Below are 16,899 nucleotides of genomic sequence, written 5' to 3' on the forward strand. Positions count from 1 at the left end.
CTCCGCCGACTACACCGCCGACGACATCGCCGACGGCGTCGCCCACGGCACGACCGAGGGGCTTCGCCGACGCGTGACGGGGTACGCGGCCGAGAGCGTCGCCGAGGGGCGACGCGAGGGACGGGAGTGGGGCTCGATGGAGACAGGCGCGGACGCGGGGCGGGAGCCCGGCGCGGAGGCCGGGGCACGGCCGTACGACGTGGTCCTCTACGGGGCGACCGGGTTCGTGGGCGAGCTCACCGCCGAGTATCTGGCCGAGCACGCGCCCCCCGGGTGCCGCTGGGCCCTCGCCGGGCGCTCGGCGGCGAAGCTGGCGGCGCTGCGGGACCGGCTCGCCGCCGGCCGGCCGCACTGCGCGGACCTGCCGCTGGTGGTCGCGGACTCCGGGGACCCAGCCGCGCTGCGGGAACTCGCCCGGTCCGCCCGGGTGGTGGCCTCCACGGTCGGCCCGTACGTCTGGTACGGCGAAGGACTCGTCGCCGCCTGCGCGGACGCCGGCACCGACTACCTGGATCTGACCGGCGAGGCCGAGTTCGTCGATCACATGTACGTCCGCCACGACGCCCGCGCCCGGGAGACCGGTGCCCGGATCGTGCACGCCTGCGGCTTCGACTCCGTCCCCCACGACCTCGGCGTCCTCTTCACCGTGGAGCAGCTGCCGGAGGGCGTACCGCTGCGCGTCGACGGCTACGTCCGGGCCGGCGCCGTCTTCTCCGGCGGGACCTTCGCCTCCGCCCTGACCGCCTTCGGGCGCGGCCGGGAGATCCTGCGGGCCGCCCGTGAGCGCCGGCTGCACGCGCCCCGGTCGGTGGGCCGGCGGGCCCGAGCACCGCTGGGCGCCCCCCGCTTCAGCACCGAGACGGGCACCTGGGCGCTGCCGCTGCCCACCCTCGACCCGCAGGTGGTGGCCCGGTCGGCGGCCGCGCTCGACCGGTACGGCCCCGACTTCCGGTACCGCCACTACGCCTCGGTGAAGACGCTGCCGATGGCGCTCGGCGGCACCGCGGCGATCGGCGCGGCCGTCACGGCGGCCCAGGTGCCCGCCGCACGGCGGTGGATGATGGACCGCTACCAGGCGGGCTCCGGCCCGTCGGCCGAGCGGCGTGCCCGCAGCTGGTTCACCGTCCGCTTCGTCGGCGAGGGCGGCGGACGGCGGGTCTTCACCGAGGTGTCGGGCGGCGACCCCGGCTACGACGAGACGGCGAAGATGCTCGCCGAGTCGGCGCTCTGCCTCGCCCTGGACCCGCTGCCGAAGACGGCGGGCCAGGTCACCACGGCGGTGGCGATGGGCGACGCGCTCATCGCCCGGTTGCGGGCGGCGGGCCTCCGCTTCCGGGTGGCGCACACGGAGTAGCGGGCGGCCGCGCCGTCACCGGAGGCCTCTCACCAGCCGATCATGTCCGGGGCGGTGTGGTCGGTCACGATCGCGTCGATCTCGACCTCGACCAGCCACTGCGGGTCGATGAACCGGGACACCTCCAGGAAGGTGCAGGCGGGCCGGATCGCGGCGAACCGCTCGCCGTGGGCGCGGGCCGCCTCCCGCCAGGTCGTGGCGTCCGTGAGCATGACCCGGGTGCGGACGACGTCGGTCAGGCGGGCGCCCGCCTCGCGGAGGGCGGCCTCGGCGATGTCGAGACATCGCACGGTCTGGGCGTAGACGTCGCCGGGCGCGGAGGTGGTGCCGTCGGCCGCGATCGGCGCGGTGCCGGCGACGGAGACGTACGGGCCGTGCCGTACCGCGCGGGAGAAGCCGATCTCCGGTTCGAGGGGGGAGCCGGAGGAGACGAGTCGTCGGGGTGTGGTCTGCGGATCCATCCGCTCATCCTGCCCACCGCGCGCCCGGTCGATGCGGGTGCGCGGAACGGCTCCGAAGGCGCCCCGGGGCCCTCAGTCCCCCATCAGCCGGAAGGGGTGTCCGGCCGGATCCGCGTACACCCGCCACAGCGGTCCGGCGGCCTCGACGGTCCCAGGCTCCGCCCCGGATCCGTCCTCCCCCGGTCCGCCCTGGCCGTGTCCGCCCTCGCTGAGGGGAACGGCCCCGAGGGCGAGCACCAGGTCGTGGACGGCGGCCGGGTCCGGGACCCGGATGTCCAGCAGGAACTGCTGCTCCGGGGCGCCCCAGACGGGCGGTCGGTGGTCGGCGACGTCCTGGAAGGCGAGGACCGGTCCGTGCGCGTCGCGCAGCACGGCGGAACCGGCTCCGACGGCGAGCCCCGGGTCGGGCGCCGTGATCTCCCCACCCAGCAACTCCCGGTAGAACGCGGCGAGTTCGTGCGCGTCGGGGCAGTCGAGGACGACGCAGCGCAGCCGCCCGTTCATCCGGTGGTCCAGTCGGCGAGCACGTACACGACGGCGCAGGTCCAGGCGAGGGCGGAGAGCGCGGCGACCGCGAGGACGACGGGCATCGCCCGGCCGCCGGAGCGGCCACGGGGGCACGTGGTGACGGGGGTTGTCATGACGGCCACTGTGCCGTGAGGGACTGACGGCGGACATCCGTACGGGTACTCAGACGCTACTCAGCACGGGCACGCGCATCGCTCACCGCCAGCGCCTCGGCGAGCGCGCGCCGGCAGAGCGCGTCGGCGTGCCGGGTGGTCTCGGGGATCCGGTAGCGCGGGGTGAGCGCGAGCGTGTGCGCGCAGGCGTTGTCGAGGGAGATCCGGTGCCCGACGGAGACGAAGACGGGCTTGACCCCGCGCCGGGTCCGCACCGCCCGCCCGACCTCCTCGCCGCCGGCGAGCAGCGGGGCGAAGTCGCCCCGGTCCGGCCCCGGCTCGTCGTACGAGAAGGTGAAGGGGTTCTTGGCGACGCCGATCGCGGGCCGGCCGGTGAGCACGCCGAGGTGGGCGGCGAGCCCGAACCGGCGCGGGTGGGCGAGCCCGTAACCGTCGCAGACCAGGAGCCCCGGATCGGCGGTGAGCGCGTCGAGGGCGGCCAGCACGGTCGGGATCTCGCGGAAGGCGAGCAGCCCGGGGACGTAGGGGAAGGAGACCCGCCCCACGGCGGTCGCCTCCGCCACGACCGCGAGCGTCCGGGCGTCGAGGACCACGGCCGCGGCGGCGACCAGGTCCCGCTCGTCGTCGTACGCCACGTCGAGTCCGGTGACGTGCCCCTCCCCCGGCGGCGGCCCCTCCTCCGTCCGTACGAGCCGTCCCCGCAGCTCGCGCTGGACCTCCAGTGCCGTCGCCTCGTCGGCGGGCCAGCCCGCCGGAACCCCGATGATCCCCATGCGGCCAGCCTACGGCGGCGCCTCCCCGGCGCGGGGGCCCGGCCGCCGCCTTCCCGGCGTGCGCTAGCGTCCCTCCGGTGAACGCGATCGACGAGCTCGTGCGCCTCTGCCCGCCGCCCGCCGTGCCGCCGCCGCCCGTGGACTGGGCGCGGGCCGAGCGCGCCCTCGGGATGCCGCTCCCCGCCGACTACAAGCGGCTGGTGGAGACGTACGGCGAGGGGGTCTTCACCGAGACGGTGTGGCTGCTCGTCCCCGGCGCGGCCACGGCCGACCTCGACCTCGTCGCGCAGACGGCCGAACGGGACGAGATCCTGGAGTCGTTGTGGGACATCGGCGAGGAGCGGCCCGAGGAGCTGGGCGAGCCGGGCACGCGGGTGGTGCCGTGGGCGTACGAGGAGGGGTCGGGGGCGTTCCTGTACTGGCTGGCGCGTCCCGACCGGCACCCCGACACCTGGCCGGTGCTCTACAACGAGGGGCGAGGCCCGCTCTGGGAGCGTCACGGACCGGGCTGCGCCGCGTTCCTGCTCGGGGTCCTGACGGGCACGGCGGAGACCTCCTACTTCGGCTTCCTGTACGCGGTGCCGGAGCCGGTGGAGCACCGCTTCGAGCCCGCCGCCGAGGCGTTCGGGGGCTGATCACCGGGGCCTGGCCCGCCGGTAGCCTGGTCGCATGTTCGTACTGGAATTGACCTACACCGCGCCCGTCGAGCGGGCGGACGCCCTGATGGACGCGCACATCGCCTGGCTGGACGAGCAGTACGCCGCCGGGGTGTTCCTCGCCTCCGGGCGGAAGAACCCGCGGGACGGCGGGGTGATCCTGGCGGCCGGGGTCGACCGGGCCGCGATCGAGCGGATCGCGGCGGCCGACCCCTTCAGCTCCGAGGGCGTGTGCGCGTACCGGATCACCGAGTTCTACGCGTCGAAGACCGTCGAGGGCCTGGCCGGCTACCGCGAGCAGCCGCCGGCCTGACCCGAGCCCGGGAACCCGTCCGCGCCGACCGGGCCCCGGCGGTTCCATCGGGACGGTTGAGTCCGGCGGTCCGTCAGCGGTGGGCGAGTCGCGTGGTCCGTCAGCGGCGGGCGAGCCGGGCGATGCGGCCCTTCTCGCCGGAGGCCCAGCAGCCGCCGTCCGGGGTGCAGTCCACGGTGTCGTACGAGCCGGTGTCCACGGTCCGCCAGGTGCGGCCGCCGTCGCGGGTGAGGTCGGTGCCGGTGGGCCCGACGGCGAGGGCGGCGCCCTCGGCGTGCGGGAGCCAGGCGACTCCGGAGCGGTAGGCGGGCGGGGGCGTGGCGGCCGGGGTCCAGGTGCGCCCGCCGTCGGCGGTGACGGCGGCGGCGCGCGGGGACGGCTGCCCGGCCCGGTAGTCGCCGCCGACCGCGAGGCCGTGCCGGCGGTCGCGGAAGGCGAGCGCGAAGACCCCCCGGGCGGGGTCCGCGGCCGGGACCGGGCTGTCGGTGACGGTCCAGGTCCGGCCCCGGTCGGCGGAGTGGAAAACGCGGGCGGTGGCGGCGCCGCCGGTCGCGAACCAGACGTCCTTCCCGCCCCGGTCTGCGGTGACCAGGCACTGGCCGCTCGCGGCGAAGCCGGCCTCGCCGGGGAGGGCCGCGGGCATCCCGGAGTCCGGCAGGACCTGCCAGCTGCGGCCGCCGTCGCGGGTCGCGAGGATGCGGAACCTCCCGTCGACCGGGTCGCCGAGGGCGAGCCCGTGCCGACGGTCGAGGAAGGTCACGCAGTCGTAGAAGGCGCGCGGGTCGGTGTTCCGGAAGGCCTCGGTCCAGGTGGCGCCGCCGTCCTCGGTGCGCAGCAGCCGGGACGCCTCGCCCTCGCCGATGGCGAGGACGACGGCGCGACGGGCGTCGAACGCCTCCACGTCGCGGAGTTCCAGCGTCTCGCCGCCGGGCGGCGAGACGTTCCGCCAGGTGCGGCCGGCGTCGGTGGTGCGCAGGACGGTGCCCCGGGAGCCGGCAGCCCAGGCGGTGCGGCGGTCGACCGCGGCGAGACCGCGGAAGCGGACGTCGGTCCCGGTCGGGGTGAGCTGCCAGCCGACCGCGGCGACGGGAGCCGTGGGGGCCGCGGGAGCCGGGCGGGCCACGGGGGTCTCCCCGGCCCGTGCCGGGGCCGCGAGGGTCAGCGCCAGCGCCGCCCCCACCAGCCCCGCCGTCATCGTGGTCATCGTGCGGCGCGTGGTACGCATCTTTCGCACAGGTGTCATGGCGCCGGAAGGTAGCGGGGGCGGCCCGGCCCGTCCAGAGGGCCTCGGGCCCGTCGTCGGAGTGCGGGGCGCGCCGGGCGTTCCTAGGCTGGGCACATGACCGAGGGACCTGCGGAGGCCGGGGCGGAATCCCCGGCGGACTCCCCGGTCGCGGAGAATCCGCGGCTGAAGGAGTACGACGGCGAGGGCATCACCGTCACTTTCGAGCCACGCCGCTGCCTGCACGCGGCCGAGTGCGTCCACGGTCTGCCGGAGGTCTTCGACCTGTCCCGCCGGCCCTGGGTGCTGCCGGACGCCGCCGCGTCCGAACGGGTCGCCGAGGTGGTCCGGCGCTGCCCGTCCGGGGCGCTCCGGTACCACCCGCCGGCGGACGGCGGCGCGGAGGAGCGGCCCGAGGTCCCGACGACGGTGCGCCGCGGTCCCGCCGGTCAGCTGGTGGTACGCGGCGATCTGGTGGTCTCGGGCGAGCGGGGGGACCGGCACGAGACGCGGGTGACGCTCTGCGGCTGCGGGGCCTCGCGGAACCAGCCGTACTGCGATCACTCCGGGCGCTGCGCGGAGCCCGACGACGAGGTTCCCGGGAGCCGGTAGCGGCGGTTCCGGGTGGGGGCGGCGGTGGTTCCGGGTGAGGGCGGTGACTCACCTCACGTGGGGGGTGAGTGCACGTTCCGGCCGTTCCGCTCGTCTTCATGGGTGTCAGGTGCCCTGGTGTCGGGGAGACGCACAGGATCGCAACGCCGCGAGAGGAGCCCGCCGTGTCCGCCGTGATCGAGCAGCCCGTCCAGGCCCGTCTGGTCGCTTCCGCTCCCCGGATGGAGACCGTCCCCGCCACGCTCCGCTACGACCGCGAGGACCCGTACGCCGTCAGCATGGCCTTCCCGCCGCCGGCGACCCTGGAGGGCGTCGAGGTCTCGTGGGCCTTCGCCCGCGAACTCCTCGCGCAGGGCGTCGAACGGCCCGCCGGGGACGGGGACGTGCGGCTGAGACCGTACGGCTACGACCGGACGGTGGTGGAGTTCCACGCTCCGGAGGGCGTGGCGATGGTCCATGTGCGCACCTCGGAGCTGCGCCTCTTCCTGGAGCGCTCGCAGCATCTGGTACCGGCCGGGCGCGAGCACCAGTACCTGGACTGGGACCGGAACCTGGCCGCGCTCCTGGGCGAACTGCCCTGAGCGGCTCCCCTTAATTCGTTTGCCTCCTCCTGCGGCGGCTCCTACCGTCGGTGAGGTCAGATCGCCTCCCGATCGGAGCAGGAACGTTGATTCTCTGAGGTCCCGAGACACCGTGCCGCGTGCGTGCCCCGTGCCGTGCGCGCCGTTCTCGACCTCGGTGGACGAGCCGTTCTTCCTGCCGCCCGCGCCCCGGTGTCTCACGCGTCGCACCCCTTCCACGCTCACACCGTGCTCGCGGCACCGGAGGCCCTCGTGTCACATCAGCCTGTCTTCCTCTCCACCACCTCGCTCTCCTTCTCCTGGCCGGACGGCACCGAGGTCTTCGACGACCTCGGGGTGAGGATCGGTCCCGGCCGCACCGGCCTGGTCGGCACCAACGGCTCAGGGAAGTCCACCCTGTTGCGGCTGCTCGCCGGCGAACTGACCCCGACCGGGGGGTCCGTACGGGCCTCGGGCCGGATCGGCCACCTCCCGCAGAACCTGGTCCTGGACACCGGCCGGAGGGTCGACGCGATCCTCGGGATCGACCGGAAGCGGGCCGCGCTGCACGCCATCGAGTCGGGCGACGCGGCCGAGGAGCACTTCTCGGCGCTCGGCGACGACTGGGACGTCGAGGAGCGGGCCCTGGCCACCCTCGACCGGCTCGGTCTCGGCTCGATCGGCCTGGACAGGACGGTCGGCGAGGTGTCCGGCGGCGAGTCCGTGCTCCTGCGGCTGGCCGCGCTGCTGCTGGCGGGGCCGGACGTCCTGCTGCTCGACGAGCCGACCAACAACCTCGATCTGTACGCCCGTTCACGCCTGTACGAGACGGTGGACAGCTGGTCCGGGGCGCTGGTGGTGGTCAGCCACGACCGGGAGCTCCTGGAGCGGGTCGACCAGATCGCCGACCTCCACGAGGGCGGGGTGAGCTGGTACGGCGGGACCTACTCGGCGTACGAGGAGGCGCTCGCCGCCGAGCAGGAGGCCGCGGAGCGGATGGTGCGGGTGGCCGAGGCGGACGTCCAGCGGCAGCGGCGGGAGCTGTCGGAGGCCCGGCAGAAGCTGGCGCGCCGGAAGCGGTACGCGCAGAAGAGCTTCGAGAACAAGGTCGTGCCGAAGGTGGTGGCCAACACTCGGCGGGGCGCCGCGGAGGTGTCGGCGGGCAAGCACCGCAATCTGCACGCGGACCGGCTCGCGGAGGCCAGGGAGCGGCTGGACACGGCGGCGGAGGCGGTGCGGGAGGAGGACGAGATCCGCGTCGAGCTGCCGCACACCTCGGTGCCGCAGGGGCGCGAGGTGCTGCGTCTGCGCGACCTGGAGCTGCGGTACGGGGCCCGGGTCGAGGGCGGGTTCGAGCTGCGGGGACCGGAGCGGATCGCGCTGGTGGGCCGTAACGGGGCCGGCAAGACCACGCTGCTGCGGACGGTCGCCGGGGAGCTGGAGCCGGTGTCGGGGGAGGTGGAGCGGCTGGTGCCGCTCCGCTTCCTGCCGCAGCGGCTGGACGTCCTCGACGACGGGCTGAGCATCGTGGAGAACGTGGCCCGGTTCGCGCCCACGGCCTCGGGGAACGCGATCAGGGCCCGGCTCGCGCGCTTCCTCTTCCGGGGGGCCCGGGCGGATCAGCTGGTGGGCACCCTGTCGGGCGGGGAGCGGTTCCGGGCGACGCTGGCTGCGCTGCTGCTGGCGGAGCCGGCTCCGCAGCTGCTGCTGCTGGACGAGCCGACGAACAATCTGGACATCGCGTCGGTGCGGAAACTGACCGCGGCCCTCCGCGCGTACGAGGGGGCGCTGGTCGTGGCCAGTCACGACCTGACATTCCTGGAGTCGCTGGGGATCACGCGCCGGCTGCTCCTCGACGGCCGTCTGCGGCCGACGTCGGCGGAGGAGCTCCGTACCGCGGCGGGGTTCGTTCCGGGGGCCGGTTCGGGGTCAACGAGGGAGTAACGCCCAGGACTTGGTGCCGCCCTCGGGCGTGAGGGCGGGGGTCAGGCCCCAGTCGCCGCCATGTTCCTCGACCGCCGCGGCCAGCAGCCACATGCCGCGGCTGCGGCGGTCGCGGCACGCCTCGGCGGCGTCCGGCGCGCGGTGGGCCGGATGCTGGTCGTAGACGACGATCCGCAGGGCGTCGTACCGCCAGCGCAGCCGTAGCACCATCTCCCGGTCGGGAGTGAACCGGTGGGCGGACGCGGCGAGTTCGGAGGCGGCGAGGGCGGCGGTCCCGCGGAGTTCGGCGAGCCCGTGGCGGGCGAGGAGGCCGCGGACGGCCTCGCGGGCGAGGCCCGCGCAGGAGGCGTCACCGGGGAGCAGCATCGAGTGGCTGAGGTTCTCCGCGGTGAGGGGTATGGGCCCGGCCGCCGTGGCGGCGGCCGGAAGGCAACGCAGGGCGCCTTTCATCGGATTGCTCACATTTCCGGTACATGGGGGTGCTCCGCACACGGGGATGGTCGCCCCGTGTGAGACTTACGCTACCGAACGTAGCGCAGAAGCGGAGCACGGTGCTACTACTTGCGGGTAGTGGCGCCGTTTTCGGACAGAGAGCGATCAGCGGCGCGGGAGCGGGGCGGCAGGGGGCCGCCCGGCAGGACGAGGGAGAACGACGTGCCACCCAGGAGCAGCCCCACAGCACGCCAGCAGCGACTCGGCGCCGAACTGCGCAAGCTGCGCGAACAGTCCGGCATGTCGGCCCAGCAGGCCGCCGCCCTCCTCGGCGTCGACCGCACCCGCATCCCCAACATCGAGTCCGGCCGCTTCGGCATCAGTCCCGAGCGGGTGCGGACCCTGGCCTTCAACTACGGCTGCCCCGACACGGCCCTGGTGGACCTGCTCGCCGCCATGGCCCAGGAGCGCGACCGCGGCTGGTGGGAGGAGCACCGCGGCCTGCTGCCGCCCACCCTCCTCGACATCGCCGAACTGGAATACCACGCGGCCGAGTTGACCACGGCCGTGACCACCCACGTGCCCGGTCTGCTCCAGACCGGGGAGCAGGCGCGGGCGGTCTTCGACACCGCCGTGCCGCCGCTCCCGGCACCGGACCTGGAGGCCAGGCTCGCGCTGCGGCTGCGCCGCCAGGAGACCCTGGACCGGCCGGTGCCGTACGAGGCGCTGATCCACGAGGCGGCGCTGCGGATGCAGTTCGGCGGCCCGAAGGTCGCCCGGGCCCAGCTGGAACACATCCTGGAGCAGTCCGAGCGGGCCACCGTCACCGTACGGGCCATCCCCTTCGCCGCCGGGGGTTTCCCCGGAGCGGGACAGTCGTTCACCTATGTGTCCGCGCCCGTGCCTCAGCTCGACACCGTCCAGCTCGACTCCTCGCACGGCTCGATCCTCCTCGACGCCGACATGAAGCTGCGCCGGTACCAGGGCCTGCTGGAACGGCTGCGCGGGCTCGCCCTGTCCACCGCCGACTCCCGCGCGTTCATCCGCTTGATAGCCCAGGACCTGTGAGGACCCGCACCCATGCGCCACACCGTGAACGTCACGCCACCCACCGGCCCCGCCGCCCCCTCCTCGCCCGCCGCCCCCGGCGTCGAGATCGCCTGGGGCGAGGCCTTCTGCAGCGAGGGGGCCAACTGCTTCCGCTTCGGCCTCGACGGCGACGGCCGAGCCTACATCGGCTCGACCCTCGCGCCCGGCGCGTACGTCAGCGACTCGGTCGAGGCGCTGCGCGCGCTGATCTCCGCGGTGAAGTCCGGGGCCGCCGACCATCTGCTCTGAGTAGCCGATCACGTGTTCACGGGTGATCGAACCCGACGTGACCTGCATCTCTTTTCGCGGCGCGAGCTGCACGCATAACGGAACGTAACCGGACAACGCCCGGGAGGGACTTGGTCGGCGCCTTACAGGGCCTTAACCTACGGTTTCGTAACCTACGAGTCCGTAGGTAGTTCCGTTCTCCCTCTCTCCGTCCCCAGGAGTCCCCGTGACGCTCACCTCTCCCCACCTCGGCAGCTCGGCAGGGTGGACCGACGCGCGCTTGCTGTACGCGCTGGAAGAGGTGGTGGAGAAGGAGCTCAACCGGCACCTCAAGGTCGTCAAGGACTGGATGCCGCACGAGTACGTGCCGTGGTCGGACGCCCGCAACTTCCCCGGCTTCTTCGAGGACGGCGAGCCCTGGGACCCCACCCAGTCGCCGGTCACCGACATAGGGAAGACCGCCCTCGTGGTCAACCTGCTCACCGAGGACAACCTCCCGAGCTACCACCACGAGATCGCCAGCCTCTTCGGCCGCGACGGCGCCTGGGGCACCTGGGTGCACCGCTGGACCGCGGAGGAGGGCCGGCACGGCATCGTGATGCGCGACTACCTCCTCGCCTCGCGCGCCGTGGACCCGGACAAGCTGGAGCAGTTCCGGATGTCCCACATGAGCGAGGGCTTCGAGTCGGACAACCGCCACTCGATGCTGCACTCCGTGGCGTACGTGTCCTTCCAGGAGCTCGCCACCCGCATCTCGCACCGCAACACCGGCCACCAGTCCGGCGACCCGGTCTGCGACCGGATGCTGGCCCGCATCGCGCTCGACGAGAACCTGCACATGATCTTCTACCGCAACCTGCTGAAGGCCGCGCTGGAGATCGCCCCCGACCTGTCCATGCAGGCCGTCCGCGACGTGGTGGTCAACTTCCGGATGCCCGGACACGGCATCCCCGGTTTCGAGCGCGCCGCCGCCCAGATGGCGATCGGCGAGATCTACAACATGCGCATCCACCACGACGACGTGCTGGAGCCGGTGCTGCGGCACCTGAAGGTCCTGGAGATCTCCGGTCTCGGCCCGGAGGGGCTGCGCGCCCAGGAGGAGCTGGGTCTCTACATGAACGGGCTGGACGCGGAGGCCACGAAGTTCGACGTGAAGCTCGCCGCCCGCAAGGCCCGGATGGCCTCGCGCGCCGCCGGCTGAGCACCGCCGCACTCCCCCGAGGGCGGTTCAGGAGCGCTGTGCGCGCCTGAGCCGCCCCCGCTCCTTCTCCGACAGCCCGCCCCACACCCCGAACCGCTCGTCGTGCGCCAGCGCGTACTCCAGGCAGGCGACGCGCTCCTCGCAGCCCCCGCAGAGCTGCTTGGCCTCGCGGGTCGAGGAGCCGGGGGCGGGGAAGAAGAACTCCGGTCCCGCCTGGGCGCACAGGGCGTTCTCGCGCCAGGAGAGGTCGCCGGCGGGGCGGGGGGCGGGGAAGGTCAGGACGTCCGTGTCGGTCTGCATGGCTCCACCCTCGCCCGGGGCGCTAAACACACCGTCAACGTCCGATCAATGCGGCTCGTCGACCGCACCGGAGGCCGCGCCGGAATCCTTGCCGGGCCGCGCGCCGGCATCCCCACCGGAAGCCTCGCCGGCATCCCCGCCGGCGGCCTTCCTCGCCCGGCTCGGCTGGACCCGTTTCGGCTCGCCGGGCATCTTCGGGTACTCGGGCGGATAGGGCAGGTCCCCGAGATCGTGCTCGGCCTCGTCGCGCCGGGCCAGCTCCAGGAGGGGCTCCAGGTCGAAGCGCTCGTCGTCCATGTCGGCGTGGACGTCGCCGAGCTCGGCGTACCGGGCGGGCATCGTACGGATGTCGAAGTCCCGCGGCACGGCGTCGTCGATCTCCTCCCAGCGCAGCGGTGCCGAGACGGGGGCGTGCGGCCGGGGGCGGACCGAGTAGGCGGAGGCGATCGTGCGGTCGCGGGCCGTCTGGTTGTAGTCGACGAAGATCCGCTCGCCGCGCTCCTCCTTCCACCACTTCATCGTGACCCGGTCCGGCATCCGCCGCTCCAGCTCCCGGCCGCAGGCGATGGCCGCCCGCCGGACCTGGACGAAGGTCCAGTCGGGGCGGATCGGGACGAAGACGTGCAGGCCCCGGCCGCCGGAGGTCTTGGGCCAGCCACGCAGTCCGTACTCGTCGAGGACGGCCCGCAGCTCGTGGGCGGCGCGGACGGCGTCGGCGTAGTCGGTGCCGGGCTGCGGGTCGAGGTCGAGGCGGAGCTCGTCGGGGTGGTCGGTGTCCGCGCGGCGCACCGGCCAGGGGTGGAAGGTGACGGCGCCGAGGTTGGCGGCCCAGAGGACGGCGGCCGGCTCGGTGGGGCACAGCTCGTCGGCGGAGCGGCCGCTGGGGAAGGTGATGTGCGCCGTGGGGATCCAGTCCGGGAGGTACTTGGGGGCCCGCTTCTGGAAGAAGGACTCGCCGGTCACCCCGTCGGGGTAGCGCTCCAGGGTGGTCGGGCGGTCCCGCAGGGCGCGGGTGACGCCCTCGCCGACGGCGAGGTAGTAGGTGACCATGTCCAGCTTGGTGTAGCCGGGCTCAGGGAAGTAGATCTTGTCCGGGTTGGAGACGCGGACGGTGCGCCCGCCGGCCTCCAGTTCCACCGCTGCCGTCTTGCCTGCCATGGGCGCCACCCTAGAGCTCGCCGACATCTATCGCATACCGGACAATCAACCCATGGATCTGCCGGTGATGCCGCCCGTGAAGCCGATGCTCGCCAAGGCCGTGAAGAAGATCCCGCCCGGGATGCAGTACGAGGCCAAGTGGGACGGCTTCCGGGCCATCGTCCACCGCGACGGCCCTGACCTCGTCATCGGCAGCCGTACCGGCAAGCCCCTCACCCGCTACTTCCCCGAACTCGTGGAGGCGCTGCGGGAGCGGCTGCCGGAGCGGTGCGTGGTGGACGGCGAGATCGTCGTCGAGCACGGCGGGCGGCTCGACTTCGACCGGCTCAGCGAGCGGATCCACCCGGCCGACTCCCGGGTCCGGATGCTCGCCGAGACCACCCCGGCCCGCTTCGTCGCCTTCGACCTGCTCGCCCTCGGGGACGACGCCCTCCTCGACACCCCGCTCGCGGAGCGCCGCGAGGCCCTGGAGCGGATGCTCGACGGCGTCACCGCCCCCGTCCACCTCGCCCCCGCCACCCGGGACGCCGAGCTGGCCGCGCGCTGGTTCGAGCAGTACGAGGGCGCCGGGCTCGACGGGGTGATCGCCAAGCCGCTCGACCTGCCCTACCGGCCCGACGCGCGGCTCATGTACAAGATCAAGCACGAGCGCACCGCCGATGTGGTCGTGGCCGGCTACCGCTTCCACAAGAGCGGGCCCGCCGTCGGCTCGCTCCTCCTCGGCCTGTACGACGACCGGGGCGCCCTCCAGCACGTCGGCGTCTGCGCCGCCTTCACCGCGAGGCGCCGCGCCGAGCTGATCGAGGAGCTGGAGCCGCTGCGGATGGACCCGCCCGACGGGCACCCGTGGGCCGCCTGGGCCGAGGAGGCCGCCCACGCGGGGGCCCGGCTGCCCGGCGCGCCGAGCCGCTGGTCGGGGAAGAAGGACCTGTCCTGGGTGGCGCTGCGGCCCGAGCGGGTCTGCGAGGTCGGCTACGACCACATGGAGGGCGACCGCTTCCGGCACACCGCGCAGTTCAAGCGCTGGCGCCCGGACCGCGCCCCCGGGTCGTGCGGCTACGGGCAGTTGGACGAGCCCGTCTCGTACGACCTGTCGGACGTACTGAGCTGACGATCGTCCCGGTCCGGACGCCCCGGCGCCACGTGATTTCCTTCACACCACGACCTCCGTCCGGGGGCTTGCGCCGCGCCCGCCCGGCTCCGCCGCCGGCCGCCGCCGCCCGCGATGCGCAAGGTCCGTGCGGAATCCCGGTCCGGCGCCGTGCCCCGTACCTGCGGGAACGCCGGCGCACGTGATCACCCGCCGCGGAGGGGGCCGGGCGGGTGCGCCCGCGCACTCGGAGCGGAGCGGGCGCCCCCGGCGTACGGCGGCACCGGAGCCGTACCGGAACCGCTCCCGCCGTCCGGTACGTATGGAGGTGAGAGCCCTTCCCGTCCGCCCCCACGAACCGCTAGGACTGACCCGTGATCGCCTCGCCCTCTCCCCTCGTCCCCGTCCCGATCCCCGACCGCGTGGCCGCCCTCATCGGCTCCTGTCTGCCCGCGCACGTCCTCCAGGCGGAGATCGAGGCGGACTGCGCGGCGCGCGAGGTCTACCGCTTCCGCGGACCGCTCTGCGCGGAGGACCGGGCCGACCGCGAGCACGCGCTGGCCGCTCTCGCCCGGGCCAACAAGATCCTGGCCAAGCACCACCCGACGCTGCCCGTACGCCCCTGACGGCCTCGCCCGTTCGGCCGCACCCGCCGGGCAGCGGGGGCGACGCGGTGTGACGCTGCGAGGGTGACCACGACCAGCGACGCAAGCCCAGCCGCCCCGGCCGCGCCCGCACCGCCCGTGCTCGACGGGCGCCGCCGCAACATCGTGTTCGGCACGATCATGCTCGGCGTGCTCCTGGCCGCGCTCGACCAGACCATCGTGGGCACCGCCCTGCCCACGATCGTCGCGGACCTCGGGGGCGCGGCCCACATGTCGTGGGTCGTCACCTCCTACCTCCTCGCGGAGACCGTGGCGACCGTCCTGGTCGGCAAGTTCGGCGACCTCTTCGGCCGCAAGGTGATCTTCCAGATCTCCGCCGTCATCTTCATCACCGGCTCGTTCCTCTGCGGCCTCGCCACCAACATGACGCTGCTGATCGTCTGGCGCGGCCTCCAGGGCATCGGCGCCGGCGGCCTCATGGTCACCTCGATGGCGCTGATCGCCGACGTGATCCCGCTGCGCGAACGCGGCAAGTACCAGGGCGCGATCGGCGCCGTGTTCGGCGTCTCCACGGTCATCGGACCGCTGCTCGGCGGCCTGTTCACCGACCACGCCAGCTGGCGCTGGGCCTTCTACGTCAACGTGCCGATCGCGATCCTCGTCGTCATCGCCGCCGCCCGCACGATCCCCTCGGTCCGCTCGGCGAGCCGGCCGGTGATCGACTACCTCGGCATCGCGCTCGTCGCGGTCGGCTCCAGCGCCCTGATCCTGGCGACCAGTTGGGGCGGCAACGAGTACGCGTGGGGCTCCGGCGTCATCATCGGGCTCTTCGTCGGCGGCATCCTCGCCCTCGGCCTGTTCTGCTGGGCGGAGTCCCGGGCGGCCGAACCGATGCTGCCGATGAAGCTGTTCCGCAACCCGGTCTTCACCGTCTGCTCGGTGCTGAGCTTCGTCGTCGGCTTCGCGATGCTCGGCGCGATGACCTTCCTGCCGACCTATCTCCAGTACGTGGACGGGGACTCGGCGACGGTCTCCGGCATCCGGACCCTGCCCATGGTCGTCGGCCTGCTGATCGCCTCCGTCTTCAGCGGCAACGTGGTCAGCAAGACCGGTCACTACCGGATCTTCCCCATCGTCGGCTGCGCGGTGATGGGCGTCGGGCTCTATCTGCTGTCGCTGATGGACGAGACGACCGGCACCTGGCCGGAGTCGCTGTACATGTTCGTGCTCGGCGTCGGCATCGGACTGTGCATGCAGGTCCTGACGATCGCCGTGCAGAACACGGTGGACTACGCCGACCTGGGCACCGCCACCTCCGGCGTCACCTTCTTCCGCACCCTGGGCAGCGCCTTCGGGACCGCCGTCTTCGGCACGATCTACGCCAACGCCCTGAAGCCCAACCTCACCACCGGGGTCGCCGAGGCGTCCGTCCTCGCCCGGCAGGCCGGCCTCGACCCGTCGGGGATCGCGACCGCCGCGCAGAGCCCGCAGGGAGTGCACGGACTGCCCGACGGGGTCGCCGCGCCGATCGTCCGCGCCTACGCCGACACCCTCCACACCGTCTTCCTGTGGACCGTCCCGGTCGCCGCCGTCGGCTTCGTCGTCGCTCTCTTCCTCAAACAGGTGAAGCTCCGCGACACGGCCCGGGAGGCCGCTCCCGACATGGGCGAGGGCTTCGCCTCCCCCACCAGCGGCGGCGACTCGGCCAAGCTCCTCGAACTCGCCGTGGGGCGGCTGCTGCACCGGATGGACCGGGACACCGCGCGGCGGATCGTCGCCGGCTCCGACACCCGCCTCGACATGGCCGGCGCCTGGGCGGTCATGCAGGTCGAGCTCTACACCCGGACGGTCGGCCACGCCAGCCTCGGCCTCATCGCGGCGGGCCGGCGCCTCCCGCCCGAGGTGATCCTCCCCGTCTTCGACCGGATGGTCGACGAGGGCTTCCTCACCCGCGACGGCAGCCTGCTCTCGCACACCCCGGCCGGGGCCCGCGAGGCCGAGGTCATCACCCACGCCTGGGGCGACTGGCTCGCCGACCGCCTGGAACAGGAGCGCGGGCGCCCCAGCGGCCCCGAACTCCGCGCGGCGGCCGACGCCATCGCGAAGAAGGCCGTGGCGGAGGACCTCTCCACCGGCCTCCCGGCCCACGGCCCGGACACCCGCAGGAAGGTCACGTCGGGGCGGTGATCCCCGGGGGCGGAGCCCCGCCGGTCGGTCTCAGGTCGTCAGCGCCGGTCGCCGGTCGGTCAGTCGTCGGTCG

At 73.8% G+C, this 16,899-nt stretch carries 20 protein-coding genes; 12 read left to right on the forward strand and 8 right to left on the reverse strand.

Annotated features, from left to right (window positions below; all coding sequences use genetic code 11):
- Positions 1–136 precede the first annotated feature (136 nt).
- Positions 137–1,354: a saccharopine dehydrogenase family protein gene (locus ACF1BN_RS01310; protein ID WP_392329965.1), complete on the forward strand. Its 1,218-nt coding sequence runs from the start codon at positions 137–139 to the stop codon at positions 1,352–1,354.
- A 29-nt stretch (positions 1,355–1,383) separates the two neighbouring features.
- Here ACF1BN_RS01310 and ACF1BN_RS01315 read toward each other — a convergent pair whose 3' ends face one another.
- The 4 genes from ACF1BN_RS01315 to ACF1BN_RS01330 form a co-directional block, all read right to left on the reverse strand.
- Positions 1,384–1,815, reverse strand: a complete 432-nt coding sequence (locus ACF1BN_RS01315) for a RidA family protein (RefSeq protein WP_392329518.1) — start codon at positions 1,813–1,815, stop codon at positions 1,384–1,386.
- 72 nt (positions 1,816–1,887) lie between these two features.
- Positions 1,888–2,319 carry a VOC family protein gene (locus ACF1BN_RS01320; RefSeq protein WP_392329519.1) on the reverse strand — a complete coding sequence of 144 codons (432 nt, stop codon included), beginning with the start codon at positions 2,317–2,319 and terminating at the stop codon, positions 1,888–1,890.
- Positions 2,316–2,456, reverse strand: coding sequence for a morphogenic membrane protein MmpA (gene mmpA, locus ACF1BN_RS01325; RefSeq protein WP_392329520.1), 141 nt, complete (start codon positions 2,454–2,456; stop codon positions 2,316–2,318). The genes ACF1BN_RS01320 and mmpA overlap by 4 nt, the downstream gene beginning before the upstream one ends.
- 56 nt (positions 2,457–2,512) lie before the next feature.
- The gene (locus ACF1BN_RS01330; protein WP_392329521.1) at positions 2,513–3,229 is read right to left on the reverse strand and encodes an endonuclease V; all 717 of its coding nucleotides are present in this window, start codon (positions 3,227–3,229) and stop codon (positions 2,513–2,515) included.
- Positions 3,230–3,306: 77 nt separating this feature from the next.
- Between ACF1BN_RS01330 and ACF1BN_RS01335 the strand changes: the two genes are divergently transcribed.
- Both ACF1BN_RS01335 and ACF1BN_RS01340 read left to right on the forward strand, forming a co-directional pair.
- On the forward strand, positions 3,307–3,864 hold the full coding sequence (locus ACF1BN_RS01335; RefSeq protein WP_392329522.1) for an SMI1/KNR4 family protein: 558 nt from the start codon (positions 3,307–3,309) through the stop codon (positions 3,862–3,864).
- 34 nt (positions 3,865–3,898) lie between these two features.
- Positions 3,899–4,198: a YciI family protein gene (locus ACF1BN_RS01340; RefSeq protein WP_360315913.1), complete on the forward strand. Its 300-nt coding sequence runs from the start codon at positions 3,899–3,901 to the stop codon at positions 4,196–4,198.
- 100 nt (positions 4,199–4,298) lie between these two features.
- Here the strand turns inward: ACF1BN_RS01340 and ACF1BN_RS01345 are convergent, their stop codons facing one another.
- Complete coding sequence (locus ACF1BN_RS01345; RefSeq protein WP_392329966.1) at positions 4,299–5,393, reverse strand: WD40/YVTN/BNR-like repeat-containing protein; 1,095 nt, start codon at positions 5,391–5,393, stop codon at positions 4,299–4,301.
- A 144-nt stretch (positions 5,394–5,537) separates the two neighbouring features.
- Here ACF1BN_RS01345 and ACF1BN_RS01350 point away from each other — a divergent pair, with 144 nt between their 5' ends.
- From ACF1BN_RS01350 to ACF1BN_RS01360, 3 genes are all read left to right on the forward strand, one after another.
- The gene (locus ACF1BN_RS01350; protein WP_392329523.1) at positions 5,538–6,032 is read left to right on the forward strand and encodes a (4Fe-4S)-binding protein; all 495 of its coding nucleotides are present in this window, start codon (positions 5,538–5,540) and stop codon (positions 6,030–6,032) included.
- 164 nt (positions 6,033–6,196) lie between these two features.
- Positions 6,197–6,613 carry an SsgA family sporulation/cell division regulator gene (locus ACF1BN_RS01355; RefSeq protein ID WP_376602287.1) on the forward strand — a complete coding sequence of 139 codons (417 nt, stop codon included), beginning with the start codon at positions 6,197–6,199 and terminating at the stop codon, positions 6,611–6,613.
- Between the two features lie 252 nt (positions 6,614–6,865).
- Positions 6,866–8,536 carry an ABC-F family ATP-binding cassette domain-containing protein gene (locus ACF1BN_RS01360; RefSeq protein WP_392329524.1) on the forward strand — a complete coding sequence of 557 codons (1,671 nt, stop codon included), beginning with the start codon at positions 6,866–6,868 and terminating at the stop codon, positions 8,534–8,536.
- On the opposite strand, the gene ACF1BN_RS01365 is transcribed toward ACF1BN_RS01360, so the two are convergent.
- Positions 8,522–8,986: an ATP-binding protein gene (locus ACF1BN_RS01365; protein ID WP_392329525.1), complete on the reverse strand. Its 465-nt coding sequence runs from the start codon at positions 8,984–8,986 to the stop codon at positions 8,522–8,524. The two genes, ACF1BN_RS01360 and ACF1BN_RS01365, sit on opposite strands and share 15 nt — an antisense overlap.
- A 204-nt stretch (positions 8,987–9,190) precedes the next feature.
- Here ACF1BN_RS01365 and ACF1BN_RS01370 point away from each other — a divergent pair, with 204 nt between their 5' ends.
- From ACF1BN_RS01370 to ACF1BN_RS01380, 3 genes are all read left to right on the forward strand, one after another.
- Positions 9,191–10,036, forward strand: a complete 846-nt coding sequence (locus ACF1BN_RS01370; RefSeq protein WP_392329526.1) for a helix-turn-helix domain-containing protein — start codon at positions 9,191–9,193, stop codon at positions 10,034–10,036.
- A 12-nt stretch (positions 10,037–10,048) separates the two neighbouring features.
- On the forward strand, positions 10,049–10,306 hold the full coding sequence (locus ACF1BN_RS01375) for a hypothetical protein (protein ID WP_392329527.1): 258 nt from the start codon (positions 10,049–10,051) through the stop codon (positions 10,304–10,306).
- A 205-nt stretch (positions 10,307–10,511) separates the two neighbouring features.
- On the forward strand, positions 10,512–11,486 hold the full coding sequence (locus ACF1BN_RS01380; protein ID WP_392329528.1) for an acyl-ACP desaturase: 975 nt from the start codon (positions 10,512–10,514) through the stop codon (positions 11,484–11,486).
- 27 nt (positions 11,487–11,513) lie between these two features.
- Here ACF1BN_RS01380 and ACF1BN_RS01385 read toward each other — a convergent pair whose 3' ends face one another.
- Both ACF1BN_RS01385 and ligD read right to left on the reverse strand, forming a co-directional pair.
- Entirely contained in the window at positions 11,514–11,786 is a 273-nt protein-coding gene (locus ACF1BN_RS01385; protein WP_392329529.1) for a WhiB family transcriptional regulator, read from the reverse strand.
- A gap of 45 nt (positions 11,787–11,831) precedes the next feature.
- Entirely contained in the window at positions 11,832–12,944 is a 1,113-nt protein-coding gene (ligD, locus tag ACF1BN_RS01390; RefSeq protein WP_392329530.1) for a non-homologous end-joining DNA ligase, read from the reverse strand.
- A 52-nt stretch (positions 12,945–12,996) separates the two neighbouring features.
- Between ligD and ACF1BN_RS01395 the strand changes: the two genes are divergently transcribed.
- From ACF1BN_RS01395 to ACF1BN_RS01405, 3 genes are all read left to right on the forward strand, one after another.
- Complete coding sequence (locus ACF1BN_RS01395) at positions 12,997–14,055, forward strand: ATP-dependent DNA ligase (RefSeq protein WP_392329531.1); 1,059 nt, start codon at positions 12,997–12,999, stop codon at positions 14,053–14,055.
- 356 nt (positions 14,056–14,411) lie between these two features.
- On the forward strand, positions 14,412–14,660 hold the full coding sequence (locus ACF1BN_RS01400; protein ID WP_373307825.1) for a hypothetical protein: 249 nt from the start codon (positions 14,412–14,414) through the stop codon (positions 14,658–14,660).
- A gap of 63 nt (positions 14,661–14,723) precedes the next feature.
- Positions 14,724–16,826 (forward strand): MDR family MFS transporter, encoded by a 2,103-nt coding sequence (locus ACF1BN_RS01405; RefSeq protein WP_392329532.1) that lies wholly within the window; start codon positions 14,724–14,726, stop codon positions 16,824–16,826.
- Positions 16,827–16,899 lie beyond the last annotated feature (73 nt).

Origin of the sequence: Streptomyces sp. NPDC014861, from assembly GCF_043081625.1 — a bacterium.
GTDB lineage: Bacteria > Actinomycetota > Actinomycetes > Streptomycetales > Streptomycetaceae > Streptomyces.

What these genes read in the sequence shown, in the direction of transcription:
- ACF1BN_RS01320 (WP_392329519.1), bottom strand. Translation starts at nt 2,319, where the DNA reads ATGAACGGGCGGCTGCGCTGCGTCGTCCTCGACTGCCCCGACGCGCAC.
- ACF1BN_RS01395 (WP_392329531.1), top strand. Translation starts at nt 12,997, where the DNA reads ATGGATCTGCCGGTGATGCCGCCCGTGAAGCCGATGCTCGCCAAGGCC.
- ACF1BN_RS01385 (WP_392329529.1), bottom strand. Translation starts at nt 11,786, where the DNA reads ATGCAGACCGACACGGACGTCCTGACCTTCCCCGCCCCCCGCCCCGCC.
- ACF1BN_RS01315 (WP_392329518.1), bottom strand. Translation starts at nt 1,815, where the DNA reads ATGGATCCGCAGACCACACCCCGACGACTCGTCTCCTCCGGCTCCCCC.
- ACF1BN_RS01365 (WP_392329525.1), bottom strand. Translation starts at nt 8,986, where the DNA reads ATGAAAGGCGCCCTGCGTTGCCTTCCGGCCGCCGCCACGGCGGCCGGG.
- ACF1BN_RS01340 (WP_360315913.1), top strand. Translation starts at nt 3,899, where the DNA reads ATGTTCGTACTGGAATTGACCTACACCGCGCCCGTCGAGCGGGCGGAC.
- mmpA (WP_392329520.1), bottom strand. Translation starts at nt 2,456, where the DNA reads ATGACAACCCCCGTCACCACGTGCCCCCGTGGCCGCTCCGGCGGCCGG.
- ACF1BN_RS01350 (WP_392329523.1), top strand. Translation starts at nt 5,538, where the DNA reads ATGACCGAGGGACCTGCGGAGGCCGGGGCGGAATCCCCGGCGGACTCC.
- ACF1BN_RS01330 (WP_392329521.1), bottom strand. Translation starts at nt 3,229, where the DNA reads ATGGGGATCATCGGGGTTCCGGCGGGCTGGCCCGCCGACGAGGCGACG.
- ACF1BN_RS01375 (WP_392329527.1), top strand. Translation starts at nt 10,049, where the DNA reads ATGCGCCACACCGTGAACGTCACGCCACCCACCGGCCCCGCCGCCCCC.
- ligD (WP_392329530.1), bottom strand. Translation starts at nt 12,944, where the DNA reads ATGGCAGGCAAGACGGCAGCGGTGGAACTGGAGGCCGGCGGGCGCACC.
- ACF1BN_RS01345 (WP_392329966.1), bottom strand. Translation starts at nt 5,393, where the DNA reads ATGACGGCGGGGCTGGTGGGGGCGGCGCTGGCGCTGACCCTCGCGGCC.
- ACF1BN_RS01310 (WP_392329965.1), top strand. Translation starts at nt 137, where the DNA reads ATGGAGACAGGCGCGGACGCGGGGCGGGAGCCCGGCGCGGAGGCCGGG.